This is a genomic window from Methylobacterium sp. HMF5984, assembly GCF_045033435.1.
In the GTDB taxonomy this organism is placed as follows: domain Bacteria; phylum Pseudomonadota; class Alphaproteobacteria; order Rhizobiales; family Beijerinckiaceae; genus Methylobacterium.
The window spans coordinates 1,766,987-1,783,409 of sequence record NZ_JBJFLN010000001.1 but is presented as its reverse complement, the minus strand read 5'-3'; the positions used below and the strand labels follow the sequence as shown (position 1 = coordinate 1,783,409).

At 70.0% G+C, this 16,423-nt stretch carries 15 protein-coding genes; 3 read left to right on the top strand and 12 right to left on the bottom strand.

Annotated features, from left to right (window positions below):
• Nucleotides 1-2: 2 nt before the first annotated feature.
• From ACFZ8E_RS08485 to ACFZ8E_RS08460, 6 genes are all read right to left on the bottom strand, one after another.
• Nucleotides 3-389, bottom strand: a complete 387-nt coding sequence (locus ACFZ8E_RS08485; RefSeq protein ID WP_405042587.1) for a DUF1640 domain-containing protein — start codon at nucleotides 387-389, stop codon at nucleotides 3-5.
• Between the two features lie 161 nt (nucleotides 390-550).
• A complete protein-coding gene (locus tag ACFZ8E_RS08480; protein WP_405042586.1) occupies nucleotides 551-2,074 on the bottom strand; it encodes a Do family serine endopeptidase in 1,524 nt (507 codons plus the stop codon).
• A gap of 127 nt (nucleotides 2,075-2,201) precedes the next feature.
• Complete coding sequence (hflC, locus tag ACFZ8E_RS08475) at nucleotides 2,202-3,158, bottom strand: protease modulator HflC (RefSeq protein ID WP_147843690.1); 957 nt, start codon at nucleotides 3,156-3,158, stop codon at nucleotides 2,202-2,204.
• The gene (gene hflK / locus ACFZ8E_RS08470; RefSeq protein ID WP_147728693.1) at nucleotides 3,155-4,327 is read right to left on the bottom strand and encodes an FtsH protease activity modulator HflK; all 1,173 of its coding nucleotides are present in this window, start codon (nucleotides 4,325-4,327) and stop codon (nucleotides 3,155-3,157) included. Before hflK ends, hflC begins: the two co-directional genes overlap by 4 nt.
• A 235-nt stretch (nucleotides 4,328-4,562) precedes the next feature.
• Nucleotides 4,563-5,084, bottom strand: coding sequence for a dihydrofolate reductase (locus ACFZ8E_RS08465; RefSeq protein WP_405042585.1), 522 nt, complete (start codon nucleotides 5,082-5,084; stop codon nucleotides 4,563-4,565).
• Nucleotides 5,084-5,878: a thymidylate synthase gene (locus ACFZ8E_RS08460; protein WP_405044348.1), complete on the bottom strand. Its 795-nt coding sequence runs from the start codon at nucleotides 5,876-5,878 to the stop codon at nucleotides 5,084-5,086. The genes ACFZ8E_RS08465 and ACFZ8E_RS08460 overlap by 1 nt, the downstream gene beginning before the upstream one ends.
• Nucleotides 5,879-5,999: 121 nt before the next feature.
• Between ACFZ8E_RS08460 and selA the strand changes: the two genes are divergently transcribed.
• The gene (gene selA, locus ACFZ8E_RS08455) at nucleotides 6,000-7,421 is read left to right on the top strand and encodes an L-seryl-tRNA(Sec) selenium transferase (RefSeq protein ID WP_405042584.1); all 1,422 of its coding nucleotides are present in this window, start codon (nucleotides 6,000-6,002) and stop codon (nucleotides 7,419-7,421) included.
• Between the two features lie 171 nt (nucleotides 7,422-7,592).
• Nucleotides 7,593-8,069, top strand: coding sequence for a MarR family winged helix-turn-helix transcriptional regulator (locus tag ACFZ8E_RS08450; protein ID WP_147726067.1), 477 nt, complete (start codon nucleotides 7,593-7,595; stop codon nucleotides 8,067-8,069).
• A gap of 13 nt (nucleotides 8,070-8,082) precedes the next feature.
• On the opposite strand, the gene ACFZ8E_RS08445 is transcribed toward ACFZ8E_RS08450, so the two are convergent.
• The 3 genes from ACFZ8E_RS08445 to ACFZ8E_RS08435 form a co-directional block, all read right to left on the bottom strand.
• A complete protein-coding gene (locus tag ACFZ8E_RS08445; RefSeq protein ID WP_405042583.1) occupies nucleotides 8,083-8,604 on the bottom strand; it encodes an SRPBCC family protein in 522 nt (173 codons plus the stop codon).
• 51 nt (nucleotides 8,605-8,655) lie between these two features.
• Entirely contained in the window at nucleotides 8,656-9,990 is a 1,335-nt protein-coding gene (locus ACFZ8E_RS08440; protein ID WP_405042582.1) for an alpha-amylase family glycosyl hydrolase, read from the bottom strand.
• A gap of 62 nt (nucleotides 9,991-10,052) precedes the next feature.
• A complete protein-coding gene (locus tag ACFZ8E_RS08435) occupies nucleotides 10,053-11,447 on the bottom strand; it encodes a pentapeptide repeat-containing protein (RefSeq protein ID WP_405042581.1) in 1,395 nt (464 codons plus the stop codon).
• 185 nt (nucleotides 11,448-11,632) lie between these two features.
• Between ACFZ8E_RS08435 and ACFZ8E_RS08430 the strand changes: the two genes are divergently transcribed.
• Nucleotides 11,633-13,924 carry an FdhF/YdeP family oxidoreductase gene (locus ACFZ8E_RS08430; protein WP_243936268.1) on the top strand — a complete coding sequence of 764 codons (2,292 nt, stop codon included), beginning with the start codon at nucleotides 11,633-11,635 and terminating at the stop codon, nucleotides 13,922-13,924.
• A 103-nt stretch (nucleotides 13,925-14,027) separates the two neighbouring features.
• Here the strand turns inward: ACFZ8E_RS08430 and ACFZ8E_RS08425 are convergent, their stop codons facing one another.
• From ACFZ8E_RS08425 to ACFZ8E_RS08415, 3 genes are all read right to left on the bottom strand, one after another.
• Entirely contained in the window at nucleotides 14,028-14,243 is a 216-nt protein-coding gene (locus tag ACFZ8E_RS08425) for a hypothetical protein (RefSeq protein WP_147726058.1), read from the bottom strand.
• 101 nt (nucleotides 14,244-14,344) lie between these two features.
• Nucleotides 14,345-15,022 carry a BA14K family protein gene (locus ACFZ8E_RS08420; protein WP_243946199.1) on the bottom strand — a complete coding sequence of 226 codons (678 nt, stop codon included), beginning with the start codon at nucleotides 15,020-15,022 and terminating at the stop codon, nucleotides 14,345-14,347.
• Nucleotides 15,023-15,138: 116 nt separating this feature from the next.
• Nucleotides 15,139-16,371 carry an acyl-CoA dehydrogenase gene (locus ACFZ8E_RS08415; protein ID WP_405042580.1) on the bottom strand — a complete coding sequence of 411 codons (1,233 nt, stop codon included), beginning with the start codon at nucleotides 16,369-16,371 and terminating at the stop codon, nucleotides 15,139-15,141.
• Nucleotides 16,372-16,423 lie beyond the last annotated feature (52 nt).

Genomic DNA, 16,423 nt, shown 5'->3' with positions numbered 1-16,423 from the left:
CGTCAGTGCAGGCTGCGGACGAGCGCGACGACCGCGCCGAGGATCGCGACCGTCTGGAACCCGATCATCCCGAACATCCACTTGATGATGTCGGACTTCGCCGTCGCGATGTCCACGCGGGTTGCTAGACGCAGGGCATCGATGTCCGCCTTCGTCGAGAAGCGCAGCGCATCGATGTCATGTCGGACCGCGACGATGTCGGCCTGCGTCGTCACGCGGAACGCTTCGATGTCGTGCCGGACATCCGCGATGTCGGTCTTGGTCGGAATGCCGCCGGCGAACACCTCGGACATGGCGTCCGCCATCCCCTCCGCCTGCTCCGGCGTGAGGTGAGCCTTCTCGCGCAGGTTGCGCACGAACTTCAACGTATCGAAGGCGATGGCGTTCACGGGACCGGCCGGCTCGCACGCGGGCATCCGCAGGATGCGAAGGGTGACGGGTTCGGTCCTTGCGGGCAAGGCATCCGCCGGCTTTCGTCCGCCACCAAAGAGAACGCCGTCGCCCGGATCGGGCGGCGGCGTCGGTTCGTGCCGTTATCTTCGCGAAAAGGTCAGTCCAGGCCGATCGCCACGAACCGGACGTCGCCAGTCGCGCTGGCGACCAGCAGAAGCACCGACTTGCGGGAATCCTTGCGAAGAGCCTCGACGCGCTTGGTCACGTCGGCCGGCGTGTTGACCGCCTCCTGCCCGACCTCGACGATGACTTCGCCCGGCTGGATGCGCTTGTCGGCCGCGGTCGAGTTCGGGTCGACGCGGGTGACGACCACGCCCTTCACGCCGTCCTTGATGCTGTACTTCCGGCGAAGCTCGTCGGTAAGGCCCGAGAGGTTGAGGCCGAGCGCCTGACGCGTGGCGCTCTCGGCCTCGGGCTGGCGAAGGTTGGCGAGCTGCGGCTTGTCGCTGTCCTCGAGACGGCCGAGCGTGACGGCCTTGGTGCTCTCCTCACCCTTCCGGACGACGACGACGTCGACCTTCTGCCCGACCGGGGTCGAGGCGACGATGCGCGGCAGGTCGCTCGAGGCCTTCACCGCCGTGCCGTTGAACTTGACGATCACGTCGCCGACCTCGAGGCCCGAGGTCTTGGCCGGCCCCTTCTCGTCGACGCCGGCGATCAGCGCGCCCTTGGCGCCCCCCTTCAGCCCGAGCGCTTCGGCGGTGGCGTCGTCCACGTTCTGGATGCGCACGCCGAGCCAGCCGCGACGGACCTCGCCGAACTCGCGGAGCTGGTCGATCACCGGCTTGGCCGAGCTCGACGGGACGGCGAAGCCGATGCCGACGGAGCCGCCGGTCGGCGACAGGATCGCCGTGTTGATGCCGATCACCTCGCCGTCCATGTTAAACAGCGGGCCGCCCGAATTGCCCTTGTTGATGGCCGCATCGGTCTGCAGGTAGTTGTCGTAGGGACCGGACTCAATGTTGCGGCCGCGCGCCGAGACGATGCCGGCCGACACCGAGCCGCCGAGGCCGAACGGGTTGCCGATCGCAATGACCCAGTCGCCGGCGCGCATCTTGTCCGAATCGCCGAACGGCACCGCCTTTAGCGGGCGCTCCGCCGTCGGCTTCACGCGCAGCACGGCGAGGTCGATCTTGGAATCCTTGCCGATGATCTCGGCCTTCAGCTTCGTGCCGTCATGCAGGATCACCTGAATGTCGTTGGCGTCGCCGATGACGTGGTTGTTCGTCACCACGATCCCGGACGCGTCGATGATGAAGCCGGAGCCGAGCGAGCTCGACTTGCGCTGCTGGCGCGGGTTGTCGCTCTCGCCGCGCTGCTCCGGGCCGCCGCGCCCGCCGCGCTTGTTGAAGAATTCCTCGAACAGGTCCTCGAACGGGGTCCCGGGCGGCAGCTGCGGGCCGGCGCGGTTGCCGGGGCGCGCTTCGACGGTGGTCGACGCCGAGATGTTGACCACCGCGTCGTCGACCTTCTCCGCGAGGTCGGCGAGCGAATCCGGCCCCTTGGCATAGGCCGGCATCGCCACGGACGAGGATACGATCAGGATCGCGGCGGCGACGGACCGCGCGGAGCGGCGGAACCGGGCGAGGGGATGCGCGGGCGCGCTCGCGGCGGGGTGCATGATCGACCTCTTCAAGAACGCGTTTCCGGTGCTGTCGGGTGCCGCCGATCGGCGGCTGGCGATTCGATGGCCGCCTTAAGATCGGCGGCGGCCCGCCCCGTTCAAGGGCGGGCCGCCTGCGTCATGGTCAGCGTGCCGGGCCGGTCGAGCCGGTCGTCGCCGCCGGATCGGACCCACGTGGCGCCCCGCCCTGCGCCGCCTTGCCCTGCGGATCGCTGAAGTAGCGGAAGAAGTCCGAGTTCGGGCTCATCACCAGCCGGGTCTCGTTCCCCTTCAGCCCGGTCTCGTAGGCCTGCATCGAGCGGTAGAAGCTGAAGAAGCCCGCATCCTTCCCGAAGGCCTCGGCGAGGATGCGGTTCTTGTCCGCGTCGCCCTGGCCGCGCAGCTTCTCCGCCGTCTGGGTCGCGTCGGCGAGGATCACGGTCACGTCCCGGTCGGCCTTCGCCTTGATCGTCGCGGCGATCTGGTCGCCGTTGGCGCGGATGTCGGCGGCCTCGCGCTCGCGCTCCGTCTTCATCCGGCGATAGACCGCGACGCTGTTCTGGGCGGGCAGGTCGACGCGGGTCATCCGCAGGTCGACGATCTGCACGCCGAGCGCCTTGGCCTCCCGGTTCACGTCCTCCTGGATCTGGTTCATCAGGCGGGTGCGCTCGGTCTTGACGATGGCGTCGCGTGTCGAGCGCGCCAGGACGTTGCGCAGGGACGAGTTGGTGAAGCTCGCGAGGCGCTGGTTGGCCAGCGCGACGTTGTTCACCGACTGGTAGAACCGCAGCGGATCGACGATCCGGTAGCGGGCAAAGGCGTCGACCTCGAGGTTCTGCCGGTCGGCGGTCAGGAGCGTCTGCACCGGCAGGTCGAGGTCGAGGACGCGCTTGTCGAAGAGCACCACGTTCTCGACGAAAGGCAGCTTGAAGTAGAGCCCGGGCTTGTCCTCGCCGGTCTGGTTCAGGACGGCGCGGACGCGGCCGAACTGAAGCACCAGCGCCTGCTGCATCTGCCCGACGGTGAAGACCGAGGCATAGAAGGCGAGTGCGAGGGCGGCGGCGACGACCGCCGAGCCCGTGCGGATGGCCTGTGCGTTCATCGGGCCGCTCCATTGGTCTGCGCCGGGGCGGGGGTGCGGGACCCGAACTCGGCCAGCGGCAGCACCGGCACGACGCCTGCGGCACCGGTCGCGCCGGAGCCGGCGACGCCCTGATCGATGATCACCTTGTTCACGGAGCCGAGCACCTTCTCCATCGTCTCCAGGAAGATCCGCTCGCGGCTGATCGCCGGGGCGGTCTTGTAGGAGGCGTAGACCTCGTCGAAGCGCGCGGCCTGGCCCGTCGCGTCGGCGGTCGCCTTGGTCTTGTAGGCTTCCGCCGCCTGGACGATCTGCGAGGCACGGCCGCGGGCCTGCGGGACCTCGCGGCTGGCATAGGTCTTGGCCTCGTTCTGCGCCGTGTCGGCGTCTTGCTGGGCCGCGTTCACGTCGATGAAGGCGGGCCGGACTTCCGGCGGCGGGTTGACGCTGACGAGCTGCACCACCTCGATGCGCACGCCGGCGCCGTACTCGTCGAGCGCATTCTGGGTGATCTCCTTGACCTCCTGCGCGACGCTCGACTGCTCGTTCGTCAGGATCGCCTGGATGTTGCGGCGGCCGACCACCTCGCGCATCGCGCTCTCGGCGATCGCCTTGATCGTGCCTTCCGGGTTCTGGAGATTGAACACGTAGTCCGAGGCCTTGAGCGGGTTCACGCGCCACTGCACCTCGAAGTCGAGGTCGACGATGTTCTCGTCGCCCGTCAGCATCAGGCTCTCGTCGGGCATGTCGCGCGAGCGCGCCTGGGTTCCGCCGCCGGAGCGGAAGCCGACCTGGATCGAGTTCACCTGGCCGACGTTCGGCTTGATCACGCCGCCGACCGGATAGGGGAAGTTGTAGCGCAGGCCCTCGCCCTTGGAGCCGACGTAGCGCCCGAAGATCGTCTCGATGCCGACCTGATTGGGGGCGACGGTGTAGAAGCCGGTCGCGAGCCAGAGGCCCACCGCCAAGGCGCCGATCACCACGAAGCTCTTGCCGCCGCCGAGCGAGCCGCCCGGCATCACGCCGCGCAGGCGGTCCTGGCCGCGGCGCAGAAGATCCTCGAGATTGGGCGGTGTCTTGCCGCCACCGCCACCGCCGCTGCCCCAGGGGCCGCCGCCATTGCCGCCGCCGCCACGACCCCAGGGACCTCCCCCGCCGCCACTGCCGCCGCTCTGATTGCTCCAAGGCATGCTAGCCGTCTTCTCCTGCCTGCTGCGGGATTGCCCGCGCGCCAACGGTTCGAACCGCCCGAACGGCCCGCGACCGTGTCCAAACCTGCCCGGATGAGGCAGCCACCGGAACGAGCGGAGGCCTACGCACCTGCGAGGGACCGTCGCCTGCTCTCAAGGCAAGCAGGTGGGCATCGGCGCCGCCTTTGGCAACCGCGACCGGACGCCCCTCCACATCCGAGGGAAATCGTGGTTTTCACGGGATGCGTTCGAGGTCCACGAACGTGTAGGCGTGCTCGTCGTGCGGACCGGCCGGATGCGCCTCGCGGAAAGTCTCGCGAAACAGGGTCCGGTCGAAGGCGGGGAAGCGCGTATCGCCGTCCGGGCTCGCCGCGACCTCGGTCAGCCTGAGGGCGTCGGCATGGGGGAGCGCGAGCCGGTAGATCTCGGCACCGCCGACCACCATCAACTCCTCGGCCGCCGCGGCCGCCAGCGCCTGCGACCAATCGTGAACCGTCTCGATCCCGTCGGCCGCGAAGGCGGGATCGCGGGTCATGACCAGCGTGCGGCGACCCGGCAGGGGGCGGCCGATCGAGGCGTAGGTCTTGCGCCCCATCAGCATCGGCTTGCCCATGGTCACCGCCTTGAACCGTTTCAGGTCGCCGCGCAGGTGCCACGCGAGCCCGTTGTCCCGGCCGATCACGCCGTTCTCGGCCAAGGCCACCACCAAGGTGATCTTGGCCGGCCGCATAACGGCCCCGTGCGTCGGGGACGGCATCAGACGGCCACCGGCGCGCGGATGGCGGGATGGGGCTCGTAGCCCTCGATCGCGATGTCCTCGTAGCGGAAGGCGAACAGGTCGCGGACCTCCGGGTTGAGGCGCAGCGTCGGCAGCGGCCGCGGCGTGCGCGTGAGCTGGAGGCGCGCCTGGTCGAGGTGATTCCGGTAGAGATGCGCGTCACCGAAGCTGTGGACGAAATCGCCGGGGCGCAGCCCGGTGACCTGCGCGATCATCGCGGTCAGCAGGGCGTAGCTCGCGATGTTGAACGGCACCCCGAGGAAGACGTCGGCCGAGCGCTGGTAGAGCTGGCACGAGAGCCGACCGTCGGCGACGTAGAACTGGAACAGGCAGTGGCACGGCGCCAGCGTCATCCGGTCGAGGTCGGCCGGGTTCCAGGCCGAGACGATGAGACGGCGCGAATCGGGATTGCGGCGGATCTCGTCGACGACCCAGGCGATCTGGTCGACGGTGCCGCCGCCGGGCTTCTCCCAGGAACGCCACTGCTTGCCGTAGACCGGGCCGAGATCGCCCTGCGCGTCGGCCCACTCGTCCCAGATCGTCACGCCGTTGGCGCGCAGCGCGCCGACATTGGTGTCGCCGGTGAGGAACCACAGCAGCTCGTGGATGATCGAGCGCAGGTGCAGCTGCTTGGTGGTGACCAGGGGAAAGCCCCGGCCGAGATCGAACCGCATCTGGTGGCCGAACACCGAGAGGGTGCCGGTGCCGGTGCGGTCTTCCTTGGCGCAGCCCTCGTAGAGGATGCGGGTGAGCAGCTGGTGATACGCGTCCATCATCCGACTTCCTGCCCGCGTTCGCGGGCGTTGCCAAGAGCGGGTCGCGGGCGGAGGGCCGACGGCGCGCGTGCGGCTTCGCGGGACTGGATGGAGCGGTCCGACCTGCTATCACTCGTTCATGGCTTCACGTGCGTCCGCTCCCCGTCCTCGCGAACAGGCACAGGGCGCGCGACCTCCCTCCGTCGAGCGGCTTCTCGGTGACGAAGCCTCCGTCGCGCTGGTGGAGAGGTTCGGCCGAACCGCTCTCCGGGACGCGATCCGCGACGATCTCGCCGCGATCCGGGCCGGCGGGGATGGCGTGCCGGAGGCGGCCGAGATCCTCGCCCGCGTCGGCCATGCTCTGGCCCGGCAGGCGAGCCCGTCCTTGCGGCCGGTCTTCAACCTCACCGGCACCGTTCTGCACACCAATCTCGGCCGCGCCCTGCTGCCGCCCGAGGCGGCCGCCGCGGTATCGGCGGTGATGACGGGCGCGAGCAACCTCGAGTTCGACCTCGCCACGGGCGAGCGCGGCGAGCGCGACGACCATGTCGAGGCGCTGATCTGTCGGCTGACCGGGGCGGAGGCGGCGATCGTCGTCAACAACAACGCGGCGGCCGTCTTCCTCGTCCTGAACGCGCTCGCGATGCGCAAGGAGGTGGTGGTCTCCCGCGGCGAGCTCGTGGAGATCGGCGGCTCGTTCCGCGTGCCCGACGTGATGGCGCGGGCCGGGTGTCGCCTGCGCGAGGTCGGCACCACGAACCGGACCCACCTGCGCGACTTCGACGAGGCGCTCGGCCCGCGCACCGGCCTGGTGATGCGGGTCCATCCCAGCAACTACGAGATCCGCGGGTTCACGGCGCAGCCCCGCGAGGAGGCGCTCGGCGCGCTCTGCCGCAAGCGCGGCGTGCCGCTGGCGCTCGACCTCGGCAGCGGCAGCCTAATCGATCTGGCCGCGCATGGCCTGCCGCCGGAGCCGACCGTGCGGGCCGCCCTCGCCCATGCCGACCTCGTCACCTTCAGCGGCGACAAGCTCCTCGGCGGTGTCCAGTGCGGGATCGTCGCCGGGCGCGCCGACCTGCTGCGGAAGGTTCGCAAGAGCCCGCTGAAGCGCGCGTTGCGGGTCGACAAGATGACCTACGCCGCGCTCGAGGCGACGCTGCGGCTCTACCTGCATCCCGAGCGCTTGGCCGAGCGCCTGCCGACGCTGCGCCTCCTGACGCGCCCGGCCGAGGCGATCGACGCCCAGGCGCGCCGGCTCGCGCCGGAGGTGGCGCGTCGCCTCGCCGGCCGGGCGGAGGTCGCGGTCGCGGCCTGCAGCAGCCAGATCGGCTCGGGCGCCCTGCCGGTGGAGACCCTGCCGAGCGCCTGTCTGATCCTGACCCCGCCCGCGGGCGAGGGCGGGCGCCGCGGCGGTGCCTGGCCGAAGCGCATGGCCGCCCTCCTGCGCGATCTGCCGGTCCCGGTGATCGGCCGGATCGCCGACGGCGTCCTGCACCTCGACCTGCGCACGCTTGAGGACGAGCCCGGCCTGCTCGCGAGCCTCGACGCGCTCGCCGCCTGAGACGGCAAGTGGCTCCATGCAATAAGTGGCTCTATGCAATGAGGTTTGCGACAGAATTTCACGTTCGCCCCCTCACCGATCGGACATATCGTGCTATGCGGGACGTCCGGGGCGACGCGCGAGCGCGACGGAGACCCGCGCGTGACGATGTGGGCGACTGAGATGGCGTGCATGACGGAGGCGACGCGGGAGGCGCCCGAGGCGGAAGCCGAGCGGACCAGGGATCCCCTGCTGCTCGACAACCAGCTCTGCTACGCCCTCTATGCGGCCGCGCACCGGATGACGAAGTCCTACCGCCCGCTGCTGGAGCGGATCGGATTGACCTACCCGCAATATCTCGTGCTGATGGTCCTGTGGGAGACCGACGGGGTCACCGTCTCCGAGATCGGGCGGCGCCTGCGCCTCGATTCCGGCACGTTGACGCCGGTGCTCAAGCGGCTCGAGGCGGCCGGCTTGCTCCAGCGCAACCGACGCCGCTCCGACGAGCGCGAGGTCGAGATCGCCCTGACCGAGAAGGGGCGTGCCCTGCGCGCCGACGCGGCGGAGGTGCGCCAGAGCGTCATGTGCCAGCTCGATCTGACCGAGCCCGAGGTGCAGGCGATGCGCATCGACCTGAACCACCTCATCGACAGCCTGTCGAAGGACTGACCGCACGGCTCGCCTAGGGAGCGGCTTCCTTGGCAATGCCGGCGAGGCCCGCCTCGTAGACGCCGGCGATGTCGGCGACCGCCTCGGCCTCGGTCATCCCCTCCGCCTCGAAGCGCGCGGTCCAGGTGACCGTCGCGCCCTTGCCGATCGGCGTGACCGAGAGCGTCGACGTGTAGTCCTTCGCCGGCAACGGCCCGGAGACGAGCCTGTAGGAATAGCTCAGCGCCGCCTCGTCCCGCGCGGTCTCGATCTCGATGAGCGTGCCGAGGCCGCCCGCCGCGACGAGGGCGCGCACCGGGGCGCCGTCTTCCGACGACAGCGTGCAGCGCGTCACCTGCGGGTGCCACCGCGCGATGTCGCAGAAGCCGCCGATCAACGACCAGATCGCGGCGGGCGGCGCGGCGACGATGCGGGAGCGGGTCACTTCCAGCGCCGAGGCGGCCCCGGCATGCGCGACGATGCCGAGCGAGACCGCGAAGACGAGGTGTCTCAGCGACGGCTTGCGGATCCCGGTCGTGCGCGCTCGCGTCTGCATGGTCGGCCTCGTCCGCTTCACGATCTCCACCTAGGGCGGCGCGCCCGGCGATCACGCCTTTGCCGCGAGGATCGCCCATCCGTGCGGCGAAAGGCGGATGCGGGCCTGAGACTCGCCCTCGCCGATCACCTCGCCCTGCCCGGCTTCGAGGCCGAGCGCGCCCGGCGCCGGCTGCTCCGACGGCTTGTCCGACAGGTTGAGGGCGAGGAGGAGCCGTTGCCCGTCGCCGTGCGCTTCCAGCGTCAGGGCGGTGTTGGTCAGATGCAGCGCGCGCGTCCGCGCTGTGTGCAGCCACGGATGCCGCCGGCGCAGGGCGATGAGGTCCTGATGCAGCCGGTAGGTCGGCCAGCCTTCCGGCGCGAGGTCGTCGGGGCTCGCGGGGAAGGCCGGGCGGATGGCGTCGTCGCCGCCGGCCCGGTCCTCCTTGATGCCGCGGAAGGCCTGCTCGTCGCCGGCATAGATCGAGGGCGTGCCGCCGACGGTGAGCAGCACGGCCAGGGCATGGGGCAGGTGCCGGATGTCGGCGATCCGGCTCGCGATCCGGGTGACGTCGTGGTTGCCGACGAAGGTCATCGGCACGAAGGCGTCGAGAAAGTCGTCGTGCCGCTTCAGCGCGTGTGCCAGCTCGAACAGGTTGCAGTCGTTGAGACCGCTCCAGATCGCCTTCCACAGCTCGTACTGCGTCACCGAATCGAGGCCGGTCTCGGCGACGATGCCGGCGTAATCGCCGTGGATCACCTCGCCGACGAGGTAGGCGTCCGGATGCGCCGCGCGGACCCGCGGCAGGACGCGCGTCCAGAAGGCGCGCGGGACGGCGTAGGCCGCGTCGAGGCGCCAGCCGTCGGCGCCGCGGGCCAGCCAGTGGTTCATCACCGCGACGACGTGGTCGGCGACCTCTGGGTGGTCGTGGTTCAGGGTGACCAGGGCGCTGTGGCCCTCGAAGCAGCGGTGGTCCGGCACGTCGCCGGGGTTGGTGCCCTCCGGCCAGGACAGGTGGAACCAGCCGGCCCGGGCGGCGGACGGGCCCTCGTCGAGGACAGTGCGGAACGCCGGAAAATCCTGCCCGACATGGTTGAACACGCCGTCGAGCAGGACCTTCAGCCCGCGGGCATGGGCCGCCGCGATCAGCCGGTCGAAGTCGGCCTCGTCGCCGAGCCGCGGGTCGATGCGCAGGTAGTCGATCGTGTCGTAGCCGTGGGTCTCGGACGCGAAGATCGGGCCGAGCGCGAGGCCGGTCGCGCCGAGATCGGCGGCGTAGTCGAGCCAGGCGACGATGTGGTCCAGGCGATGCGCGACCTCGGCGCCGCGTCGGCGCGTGCCTTCCGCCCCGACGAAGCCGAGCGGGTAGACCTGCCACCACACGGTGTCGCGAATCCAGTCGGGCATGAAGGTGCGTGATCCTCGGCCGGCGCGGCCCTGCCCCGTGACATAGGGCGCACCCGGCAAAATCAGCGGCGCAGCCGGTTGCCGAGCACGAAGCCGTACAACCCCATCAGGATGATGCCGGCGGCGCCTTCGATGCCGACGAGCAGGTTGGTGAAGCGGCCGATCGGCTTGACGCCGATCTCCGGCGGGTTCGCCGTCATCATGTTGAGCGCGCTGTAGCTCAGCCAGTCGACGGCGTTCCAGGTCGGCTCGGTCGACCCGTCCGGGATCAGGCCGCCGGCGAAACCGAACAGGACCGCGAAGACGACGATCAAGATGGCGAAGGCGCGGGCGATCCGCGACAGGCTCTCGCCGTAGTCGCACAGCCACTCGACGAAGCGGTCCGAGGTCCAGCGGTAGCCGTGGCGCAGGAACGCCCGCCCGTCCCGTGCGGTCCAGGCCGCGTTGGTCTTCTCCCCGGCCTCGAACCGCCCCATCCTTCGGCCGCGCTTGTACGCCCAGCTCGCCTCGTCGTGGCTCCCGATGCTCTTCAGGTTCTGCTCCAGCGCGAGGTAGCTCGCCTGCGCGCCGGCGTAGTCGCCCGCGGCCTCCTCGCCGACCATGCCGCCGAGCTGCTCGATCCGCATCCGCGTGCCGTTGAGCCAGGCGCCGGCGAAGCGGGCATGGTGCAGCTTGCACGTGACGAAGTTGAGCCGGACCAGGCTGGTCTCCGAGAGGTCCGCGCCGGAGAGGTCGGCGCCGTCGAGCTTGACGTTCGAGAGGTTGGCGCCGCGAAGCCGCGAGCCGACGAGGCGCGCCTTGGTCAGGCTCGCGCCCTCGAAGTCCGCGTGCGTCAGGTTCACGTCGGAGAGGTCGGCCTCGTCGAGCCGCGCCCCCTTGAAGCTGGTGTCGTCGGCATCCGCCCCGGTGAAGTCCGCGCCCCACAGGTCGGCGCCGGAGAAGTTCGCGCCGTCGAGCAGCGCCTGCGGGAACTTCGCGAAGCGCAACGCCGCGTCGTCGAAGCGTGCATCCTCCAGCATCGCCTCGCGGAAGCTCGCCTGGCCGGCGACGATGCCCCGGAAATCGGTGCCGCTGAGGTCGGCCTCGCCGAGGTCGGCCTCTTCCAGGTTCGCGCCGGCGAAGGTGGCGGAGCGGCCGACCGCGCCGGAGAGGTTCGCCCGCCGCAGGTTCGCGGCCGAGAGGTTCGCCCCTTCCATCCGGGCCCTGTCGAGGACCGCGTCGGCGAGGTTCAGGCCGCCGCATTCGGGGTCCCACCACGCCGGCGCGGGCGCCTCCGGGTCGATGCGCTGCGCGAGCGTTGCGCCCGCGGCGTCGATGCGCACGAGATCGAGCCCGTGCTCGCCGGTCCCGAAGCGGGTGCTCCCCGCGGCGGCGATCCGGTCGAGGACCGCTTCGGTTCGGGCGTCGCGCGGGGCGTCTGCGGCGCGCGGCAGCGGGGTCTCGTTCCGGTCGGACAATCGGGGGCGTGCTTTCGATGATGGCCGGGGCGAGCCGTAGCACGGCCGACCGCCCGCCGCCGACCCTGCGCGCGCGCGATGTTTGCCGCATGCGCCCGACCGGACCCTTTCGCACCGACGGACGGTTCTTCCCCGATGATCGCGCCTTCGGCCCGATCCGCGAACGCGAAGTTGGAGTCTCGGGAATGACGGATTCGGTGCAGCTCGATCCCTACGAGGGGCCGGCCGGCGGCTGGGGGTCGGCGAAGTCGCTGACCGAGATCCTGCTGCGCGAGCAGATCCCCGTCACCGGCGGGTTGATGCTGCGCCACCAAAACAAGCCCGGCGGGTTCATGTGCGTCAGCTGCGCCTGGGCCAAGCCCGGCAAGCCGGCGGTGTTCGAGTATTGCGAGAACGGCGCCAAGGCCACCGCGTGGGAGGTGACGCGCAAGCGCGTCGGCGCCGACTTCTTCGCCGCCCATACCGTGACCGAGCTCGCCGGCTGGCGCGACTACGATCTCGAGGAGCTCGGCCGCCTCACCGTGCCGCTGCGCTGGGACGCGGCGACCGACCGGTACCGGCCGGTCTCGTGGGACGACGCCTTCGCGGAGATCGGCGCCGAGCTGAAGGCGCTCGAGCCGAAGCAGGCGGTGTTCTACGCCTCGGGCCGCGCCTCGCTCGAGACCTCGTACATGTACGGCCTGCTGGCGCGGCTCTACGGCAACAACAACCTGCCCGACTCGTCGAACATGTGCCACGAATCGACCTCCGTGGCCCTGCCCGAGAGCATCGGCTCGCCGGTCGGCACCGTTTTGCTGGAGGCGTTCGAGCATACCGACTGCATCCTGTTTTTCGGCCAGAACCCCGGCTCGAACGCGCCGCGGATGCTGCACCCGCTGCAGGACGCCAGCCGGCGCGGCGTCCCGATCATCACCTTCAACCCGTTCCGCGAGCGCGGGCTGGAGCGCTTCACCAATCCGCAGGCGCCGCTCGAGATGCTGACGCGATCCGAGACGCGGATCTCGTCGCAGTACCTCCAGGTGAAGGCCGGCGGCGACCTCGGGGCGATCTACGGCATCTGCAAGGCGCTGCTGGCGCTCGACGACGCGGCGATCGCGAGCGGGGCGGAGCGGGTTCTCGACACCGCCTTCATCGCCGAGCACACCCAGGGCTTCGAGGCGTTCGCGGCCTCCGTGCGCGAAAAGACCTGGGACGAGCTCGAGCGGCATTCCGGCCTGACGCGGAAGGCCCTGGAGCAGACGGCCGCGACCTACGCCAAGGCGAAGGCGACGATCGGCGTCTACGGGATGGGGCTGACGCAGCACCGCATGGGCGTCGAGACGGTGCAGGCCCTGGTCAACCTGCTCCTGATGCGCGGCAACATCGGGAAGCGCGGCGCCGGCATCTGCCCGGTCCGGGGGCACTCCAACGTCCAGGGGCAGCGCACGGTCGGCATCACCGAGAAGCCGGAGCTGGTGCCGAACGACAAGCTGCGGCAGCTCTACGATTTCGAGCCGCCGATGGAGAAGGGCCTCAACACCGTCGAGGCCTGCGAGGGCATCCTCGACGGGTCGGTGAAGGCGTTCGTGGCGCTCGGCGGGAACTTCATCCGCGCCGTCCCGGAGACCACGCTGATGGAGGCGGCCTGGAAGACCCTGCGCCTGACGGTGCAGATCTCGACCAAGCTCAACCGCAACCACCTGATCCACGGCGAGGTCGCCTACATCCTGCCCTGCCTCGGCCGGATCGAGATCGACCAGCAGGCCGGAGGACGGCAGGCGGTCTCGATGGAGGATTCGACCGCGTGCATCCACGGCTCGAAGGGCTATGCCGAGCCGGCGGGACCGGAACTGCTTTCCGAGCCGCGGATCGTCGCCGGGATCGCCAAGGCGACGCTGGCGCCCAATCCGCGAATCGACTGGGATCGCTGGGGCAGCGACTACGCCAGCGTGCGCGACGCGATCGAGGCGACCTATCCGGATCAGTTCAAGGACTTCAACGCGCGGATGTGGACGCCCGGCGGCTTCCGCCGTCCGATCCCCGCGGCCGACCGCGATTGGAAGACCGAGAGCGGCAAGGCGAACTTCGTCACCCCCCGCGGGCTGTCGGCCGATCCCGACACCGAGCAGGCCGATCCGGACGTGATGCGCCTCATCACGATGCGGTCGAACGATCAGTTCAACACCACGATCTACGGCTACGACGATCGCTTCCGCGGCGTCAAAGGCACGCGCATGGTGCTGTTCATGAACCGCGACGACATCGCCCGCCTCGGCCTGCGCGATGCGCAGAACGTCGATCTCGTCGGTGCGGCCAACGACCAGGTCGTTCGGCGGGTGGATGGGTTTCGGGTGCTCGCCTACGACATCCCGAAGGGTTGCGTCGGCGGCTACTACCCCGAATGCAATCCGCTGATCCCGCTCTGGCACCATGCCGAGCGCAGCAAGGTGCCCGCGGCGAAGTCGGTCCCGGTGCGGATCGAGGTCGCCTCGGCCTGAGACCGGTCGCGGGCGAGGGACGACCGGCGCCTGGCGGGCGCCGATCCGACGGGTGATCGATCATGGAACGCCGGCCCGAGCCTTTCGGGTCGGCGTTGGGCCGTCAGCCCTCGGCCTGTATCTCGGGCGCCATGTAAGGACGGCCCTCGGCGGTCAGCGCCCGGTCGACGGCCTCGATCGCGACGAGGATGCGGGTCAGGTCCTCGGCCATCGAGACCGGCGCGAGATCGATCCCGGCGAGCCGCTTGGTCATCGCGTTGCGCTGGCGTGCGAGCACGGTTCGGGCGCGGTGCAGGTCTTCGATTTCGTCGGCCATCATGATGTGAGTTTCCCTTCGGCCCGGCACGGTATCCGGCCGGCAGCAAAAAGCCCCGCGACCCTCTCGGCCGCGGGGCTCTCCTTCAGTTCGGCACGATGCCGTTACGGGCAGGAATGCCGCTGGCCGTCGTTGCCGAGGTAGGTCTGCGACCGCACATCGTAGGAGCGGAAGCGCTGGATGCAGTAGCTCACCGATTCCTGCGGCCCCGGCGCCACCTCGGTCTGAACCTCGGTGTATCCCGGATTGTAGCCGTAGCCGTAGCCGGCTGGCGCATAGCCGCCGCCGTAGTAGTTGTCGTCGTAGCCGTATCCGCCGTAGCCGTAACCCAGGCCGCCGCCGATCAGCGCGCCGGTCGCCAGCCCGAGGCCGAGCCCGGCGGCGCCGTATCCGAGGCCGCGACCGTACCCGCCGCGGTAACCGCGCCCATAACCGGCGCCGTAGCCCCGGCCGATCCCGCGGTTGGCGAAGCCCGCGTTGTTGGCGAAGCCGCGGTTTCCGCCGAATGCGCCGCGATTGGCGAAGCCGGCATTGCCGCCGAACGCGCCTCGGTTGGCGAAGCCGCCGCCGATCCCGCGATTGGCGAAGCCACCGCCGCCGATGCCGCGACCCGCGAAGCCGCCACCACCGAAGCCACGGCCGCCGCCGAATCCGCCCCCGCCGAAGCCGTGACCGCCGCCGATGCCGCCGCCGCGACCGCCGAAGCCGCGGGCGTCGACCGTCGCCGGAAGCATCGCGAGGGCGCCGACCATCAGCGCGGATGTCAGAACAATCCGTTTCATAAGACTCTCACTCGTTCATCGACATGATGTTGTCGGATAAACAACGCGCGAGAGAGAGAAACGTACCGTTGTATCGTGTGCCCGCGGCGAAACATCCAATCGTCGCGGTCCTCCGTTCAGAAGAAGGCCTGCAGCCCGGTCTGCGCACGCCCGAGGATCAGGGCGTGGACGTCGTGCGTGCCCTCGTAGGTATTGACCGTCTCGAGGTTCTGGGCGTGCCGCATCACGTGGTACTCGCCCATGATGCCGTTGCCGCCGTGCATGTCGCGGGCGGTCCGCGCGATGTCGAGCGCCTTGCCGCAATTGTTGCGCTTGATCAGCGAGATCATCTCCGGCGCCATCTTGCCCTCGTCCATCAGGCGGCCGACGCGCAAGGACGCCTGCAGCCCGAGGGTGATCTCGGTCTGCATGTCGGCGAGCTTCTTCTGGATCAGCTGCGTCTGCGCCAGCGGACGGCCGAACTGCTTGCGCTCCAGGGTGTAGGACCGCGCCCGGTGCCAGCAATCCTCGGCGGCACCCATCGCCCCCCACGAGATGCCGTAGCGGGCGCGGTTGAGGCAGCCGAACGGCCCCTTCAGCCCGGAGACGTTCGGCAGCAGCGCGTCCTCGCCGACCTCGACGCCCTCCATCACGATCTCGCCCGTGGTCGAGGCGCGAAGCGACAGCTTTCCCTTCAGCGTTGGGGCGGAGAGCCCCTTCATGCCCTTCTCCAGGATGAAGCCGCGGATCGCGCCGTCATGCGCGTCGGACTTCGCCCAGACCACGAACACGTCGGCGAAGGGCGCGTTCGAGATCCACATCTTGGCGCCCGACAGGCGGTAGCCGCCGTCGATCTTCTCGGCTCGCGTCTTCATCCCGCCGGGATCCGAGCCGGCATCGGGCTCGGTCAGGCCGAAGCAGCCGATGAACTCGCCGGATGCGAGCTTCGGCAGGAACTTACGGCGCTGCGCCTCGGAGCCGTAGGCGTGGATCGGGTACATCACCAGGGACGACTGCACGCTCATCATCGAGCGGTAGCCGGAATCGACCCGCTCGACGGCGCGGGCCACCAAGCCGTAGGCGACGTAGCCGGCGCCGGCGCAGCCGTACTCCTCCGGGATCGTCACGCCGAGCAGGCCGAGCGCGCCCATCTCTCGAAACAGGTCCGGGTTGGTCTTCTCCTCGGCGTAGGCCTCGACGATGCCGGGCAGCAAACGCTCCTGCGCGAAGTCGTGCGCAACGTCGCGGATCGCGTGCTCGTCCTCGGTGAGCTGGTCGTCGAGCAGGAACGGGTCGTCCCAGACGAAGCCGGCCGACGCCTTGGCCGTGGGGCCGGCGCTTCCGGCAGGCGCGCGCATCGGTGCGTTCATGGTCGGTCCCTCTCCGAGACTGTCTTCGCCGGTTCGGTGGTCCGCCGGTCCG

Excerpts from the sequence above, each read along its gene's own strand:
- ACFZ8E_RS08465 (WP_405042585.1), bottom strand. The coding sequence starts at position 5,084 with ATGCCGTCCCCGACGCACGGGGCCGTTATGCGGCCGGCCAAGATCACC.
- ACFZ8E_RS08445 (WP_405042583.1), bottom strand. The coding sequence starts at position 8,604 with ATGCAGACGCGAGCGCGCACGACCGGGATCCGCAAGCCGTCGCTGAGA.
- ACFZ8E_RS08480 (WP_405042586.1), bottom strand. The coding sequence starts at position 2,074 with ATGCACCCCGCCGCGAGCGCGCCCGCGCATCCCCTCGCCCGGTTCCGC.
- hflC (WP_147843690.1), bottom strand. The coding sequence starts at position 3,158 with ATGAACGCACAGGCCATCCGCACGGGCTCGGCGGTCGTCGCCGCCGCC.
- ACFZ8E_RS08440 (WP_405042582.1), bottom strand. The coding sequence starts at position 9,990 with ATGCCCGACTGGATTCGCGACACCGTGTGGTGGCAGGTCTACCCGCTC.
- ACFZ8E_RS08430 (WP_243936268.1), top strand. The coding sequence starts at position 11,633 with ATGACGGATTCGGTGCAGCTCGATCCCTACGAGGGGCCGGCCGGCGGC.
- ACFZ8E_RS08415 (WP_405042580.1), bottom strand. The coding sequence starts at position 16,371 with ATGAACGCACCGATGCGCGCGCCTGCCGGAAGCGCCGGCCCCACGGCC.
- ACFZ8E_RS08460 (WP_405044348.1), bottom strand. The coding sequence starts at position 5,878 with ATGGACGCGTATCACCAGCTGCTCACCCGCATCCTCTACGAGGGCTGC.
- ACFZ8E_RS08450 (WP_147726067.1), top strand. The coding sequence starts at position 7,593 with ATGACGGAGGCGACGCGGGAGGCGCCCGAGGCGGAAGCCGAGCGGACC.
- ACFZ8E_RS08425 (WP_147726058.1), bottom strand. The coding sequence starts at position 14,243 with ATGATGGCCGACGAAATCGAAGACCTGCACCGCGCCCGAACCGTGCTC.
- selA (WP_405042584.1), top strand. The coding sequence starts at position 6,000 with ATGGCTTCACGTGCGTCCGCTCCCCGTCCTCGCGAACAGGCACAGGGC.
- ACFZ8E_RS08420 (WP_243946199.1), bottom strand. The coding sequence starts at position 15,022 with ATGAAACGGATTGTTCTGACATCCGCGCTGATGGTCGGCGCCCTCGCG.
- hflK (WP_147728693.1), bottom strand. The coding sequence starts at position 4,327 with ATGCCTTGGAGCAATCAGAGCGGCGGCAGTGGCGGCGGGGGAGGTCCC.